Origin of the sequence: Chthoniobacter sp. (genome assembly GCF_040003245.1) — a bacterium.
In the GTDB taxonomy this organism is placed as follows: domain Bacteria; phylum Verrucomicrobiota; class Verrucomicrobiia; order Chthoniobacterales; family Chthoniobacteraceae; genus Chthoniobacter.
Genome location: NZ_JBDUCX010000378.1, coordinates 1 through 3,887, shown reverse-complemented (window position 1 = coordinate 3,887; position 3,887 = coordinate 1). Strand labels below are relative to the sequence as shown.

The following is a 3,887-nucleotide window of genomic DNA, read 5'->3' as shown; positions in this document are numbered from 1 at the left end:
TGTAACAATTACGAGGTCATCGACATGGGCGTGATGGTGCCGTGCGAGAAGATCCTCGCCATGGCGCGGGAAAAGAAGGTCGATGTCATCGGCCTGAGCGGGCTGATCACGCCGTCGCTCGACGAGATGGCGCATGTCGCCCGCGAGATGGAGCGCGAAGGCTTCAAGCTGCCGTTGCTCATCGGCGGTGCGACGACGAGCAAGGCGCACACGGCGGTAAAGATCGCCCCGGCCTATAGCGGCCCGATCGTTCACGTGCTCGATGCTTCGCGCGCCGTGCCGGTGGTAAGCAGCCTGATCAGCGAAGAGACGCGGGCCGCTTTCGCCTCGCGCAATCGCGACGAGCAGGCGCGTGCCCGGGCGTTGCACGCCGGGCAAAAGGCGGACCTCATTTCGCTCGAGACCGCGCGCGCCCATCGCTCGGTGATCGAGTGGCGGGCCGAGGATATCGCGCAGCCGGAGTTCACCGGGGTGCGCGTGCTGGAGGATTTTCCGCTGGCCACGCTGCGCGAGTTCATCGACTGGTCGCCGTTTTTCCACACTTGGGAATTGCGCGGACGCTATCCCGCCATCTTCGAGCACGAAAAACACGGCGAGCAGGCGCGCAAGCTTTTCGAGGAAGCGCAGGAGCTGCTCGACAAAATCATCCACGAGAAGCTGCTTACGGCCCGCGCGGTCTATGGTCTTTTCCCGGCGAATGCCGTGGGCGACGATGTCGAGCTTTACACCGACGAGACGCGGAAGTCCGTGGGCGCCACCTTCCACTTCCTGCGGCAGCAGATCGTGAAGAAGGACGGCGAGCCCGCGCAGGCGCTATCGGATTTCATCGCACCCAAGGAGACCGGGCTGCGCGATCACCTCGGCGCCTTTGCCGTCACGACCGGCCACGGCCTCAAGGCGATCGTCGAGCAATTCAAGGCGGACAACGATGATTACAATGCGATCATGGCCGAAGCCCTCGCCGACCGCCTGGCCGAGGCCTTCGCCGAGTGCCTGCACAAGCGCGTGCGGGAGGAGTGGGGTTATGGTCGCGAAGAGCATCTCAGCACCGAGCAGATCATCGAGGAGCAGTACCGCGGGATTCGCCCGGCGCCGGGCTATCCGGCGTGCCCCGATCACACCGAGAAAGGAATCCTCTGGAAGCTGCTCGACGTGGAGAACAAGGCCGGCATCCAGATCACCGAAAGCTTCGCCATGTGGCCCGGCTCCAGCGTGAGCGGCCTTTACTTTGCGCATCCACGCGCCCGCTACTTCGGCCTCGGCAAGATCGATCGCGACCAGGTGCTCGACTATCACCTGCGCAAGGGGATGACCGTGCAGGAAGTTGAGCGCTGGCTCGGCCCAAATCTGAACTACGACCCCGGTGTCGCATCGTCGGCAATGGGCGTCGCCTGCGCTTGCGGCGTGCCGCACCTCGTGGCGTAGGGGGCGATCAGGGCGCCTTGAGCAGGCCGCGGGCGCCCAGCCACTCGCCGGCGCGCTGGGGCCAGGTGGTTACGGCCTGGCCATTGGGGCGCAAGCCGTAGCCGTGGCCGCCGCTGGGATAGACGTGGAGCTCGCAGGGCACTTTGGCGTTTTTGAGGGCGAGGGCGTAGAAGAGGGCGTTCTCCACGCGCACGGGATCGTCCTCGGCCATGACGACGAAGGTGGGCGGCGTCTGTGCGGTGATGGGAAGTTCGGGGGAGATCTTGTCGCCCTGGTCTTTCACCGTGAGATAGGCGGGATAGACGAGGACGGCAAAATCGGGGCGGCAACTGGCGTCGTCCGCGGCATCGACCCGCGGATAGATGCGCGTTTCGTAGTTGTTGCTCGCGGCGGCGGCGAGATGGCCACCGGCCGAGAAGCCGAGGACGCCTATGCGGGTGGGATCGAGGTGCCACTCCGACGCGCGAGAGCGCACGAGGCCGATGGCGCGCTGGACATCCTGCAAAGGCGCGATGTGCTTCTCCAAGCCGGCGCGTTTGGGCACGCGATACTTGAGAAGTACGCCGGTGACGCCGAGGGAGTTGAGCCACTCGCAGATCTCGGTGCCCTCGAGATCCAGGGCGAGAATGCCATAGCCGCCGCCGGGGCAGACGACGACAGATGTGCCGTTCGCCTTGTCAGCGGGTGGCGCGTAGATGGTGATCGTGGGCTGCGAGACATTGCCGAGACGGATGACGCTCTTGCCGCCGGGTTTGCCGTCGGTCGGCTTGGTGATGTCTTTCTCTTCGCCGATGTCACCCTTCTCGCCGGGAGCGATGTCGGGCCAAAGCTTGATGACCGACGGCGCGGGATCGGCGTGGAGGAGAGGAGCGCAAAGCGCGAGGGCGAGCAGAGCGAGCCCGGAGATTCGGGGAAGGGAAGACATGCGGGCATGCAATCCGCAGACGCGGCCCACGCAAAGCCAAAATCTCCGTGCTGGCCTGCCTATTGGTAAGAAGGATTCGTCGCGAGCTCGGTGAGCTCGGCGCTAGAGAACGGCTTGGGCAGGGCGGGCCAGCAGCCATGCGAATTGGCGACGACATCCGTCTTCCGCTGGACGGAACCGCTCCAGAACACGATGGGCACGTCTCGCAATTGGAGATCGGCTTTGAGATCCCCCGCGATGGCGTGACCGCCTTTGTCGGGCAGGTGGATATCGAGGAAGATCACATCGGGCCGAAAGCTTTGCGCGGTGGACAGGGCGCGTTCGCCGAGATTTTCCACTTGGACGACGAAGGAATCGGTCTGTTCCAGCATCAACTTGCAGATCATGGTCAGGGCGGACTCATCGTCGACGAGCAAGACGCGCCTTTTGCGGGTGCCTTTCTGGATGGCGGCCGGACGCTTCGCTCGCAAGGAGCGCACGCAACCGGCGACCAAGCGTGGGATGCGGATGAAGGAAGCCGTGGCAGAAAAGCGATTCATGCGTGACCAAGTGAGCGCGTTCGGTGCCGCTGCCAGAGGGGCGATTACCGATACGGATAAGGGAAAATACGCAGAAATGAGGGCCGAATTTCCTGAAGAAAGCCCGCAATGGCACCGCGGGTGCTACTTTCATTTGGGATAATGCGCTATTTCATCGCCGCTTGCGTCGCCGTCCTGATCATTTGGAGCCTTGCTTCCTTGATCATCGGACCCGCGCCTCTCCTGACGCCGCCGGGGGTGATCGTGGCGGATGAGCCCATCCAAGGAACGTGTCCGAAAGAGGTCATCGCGACGATCAAGGGCTACACGGTCACGAAGATGGCCACTTACACCATTCGGGCGCGGGTGTTGCACGTGAAGCACTACTGGGCGGATGGCAATGAACTCGTGCCTTTTGACGTTGCACTGGGGTGGGGGCGCATGTCTGACCAGTGGGTGCTCGATCGCATTAATATTTCGCAGGGTAATCGCTTCTACTTTTACGAGTCGGAAGGTGGCAAGCCGATCCCGGACCGGGAGGTCGACCGCCATTCATCGAACAACCACCTCATCGCGGCCAATAGCGCCATCGCACGGGTGATCGCCGGGCTTTACCCCGGGGAGATCGTGACCATGCAGGGATTCCTGGTGAATGCCGCCAAGAAAGATGGGATTGATTGGACCAGCTCGCTGACCCGCAACGATTCGGGCAGCGGGGCCTGTGAGGTGATCTATGTGCAGGGCATCCAGGTGGATAAGCCGGGCGCGCCGTTGCCTTCGCCGGCACCAACGCAGACGCCCGCGCCCGCGCCGGTGGCTAGTTCCTAGTTCCTAGTTCTTAGTGGGACAGTCTGAGCACTAAGCACTAAGCACTTCGCGAATTACACCGTCGGCTCCCAGCCTGAGCGATACTCGCGCTTCCAGAGTTTCTCTCCGGCGGGATTGTCGAGCATCTTGCCGGTCTTGGGGTCGACGCGGACGACGGTGTTCGTGCGGTAGGCGATGTTGCCGAGGTGGCA

4 protein-coding genes are annotated in these 3,887 nt (G+C 63.3%); 2 read left to right on the top strand and 2 right to left on the bottom strand.

Going from position 1 to position 3,887, the window contains the following annotated elements:
• On the top strand, positions 1-1,425 hold a 1,425-nt coding region (locus ABJF10_RS29805), incomplete at its 5' end, for a vitamin B12 dependent-methionine synthase activation domain-containing protein (RefSeq protein ID WP_348548242.1).
• 7 nt (positions 1,426-1,432) lie between these two features.
• On the opposite strand, the gene ABJF10_RS29800 is transcribed toward ABJF10_RS29805, so the two are convergent.
• Together ABJF10_RS29800 and ABJF10_RS29795 are read right to left on the bottom strand one after the other, a co-directional pair.
• Entirely contained in the window at positions 1,433-2,350 is a 918-nt protein-coding gene (locus tag ABJF10_RS29800; protein WP_348548241.1) for an alpha/beta hydrolase, read from the bottom strand.
• Between the two features lie 59 nt (positions 2,351-2,409).
• Positions 2,410-2,889 (bottom strand): response regulator, encoded by a 480-nt coding sequence (locus ABJF10_RS29795; RefSeq protein ID WP_348548240.1) that lies wholly within the window; start codon positions 2,887-2,889, stop codon positions 2,410-2,412.
• Between the two features lie 141 nt (positions 2,890-3,030).
• On the opposite strand from ABJF10_RS29795, the gene ABJF10_RS29790 reads away from it, so the two are divergent.
• A complete protein-coding gene (locus ABJF10_RS29790; protein WP_348548239.1) occupies positions 3,031-3,696 on the top strand; it encodes a hypothetical protein in 666 nt (221 codons plus the stop codon).
• The last annotated feature ends 191 nt before the right edge of the window (positions 3,697-3,887 follow it).

Excerpts from the sequence above, each read along its gene's own strand:
- ABJF10_RS29800 (WP_348548241.1), bottom strand. The coding sequence starts at position 2,350 with ATGTCTTCCCTTCCCCGAATCTCCGGGCTCGCTCTGCTCGCCCTCGCG.
- ABJF10_RS29795 (WP_348548240.1), bottom strand. The coding sequence starts at position 2,889 with ATGAATCGCTTTTCTGCCACGGCTTCCTTCATCCGCATCCCACGCTTG.
- ABJF10_RS29790 (WP_348548239.1), top strand. The coding sequence starts at position 3,031 with ATGCGCTATTTCATCGCCGCTTGCGTCGCCGTCCTGATCATTTGGAGC.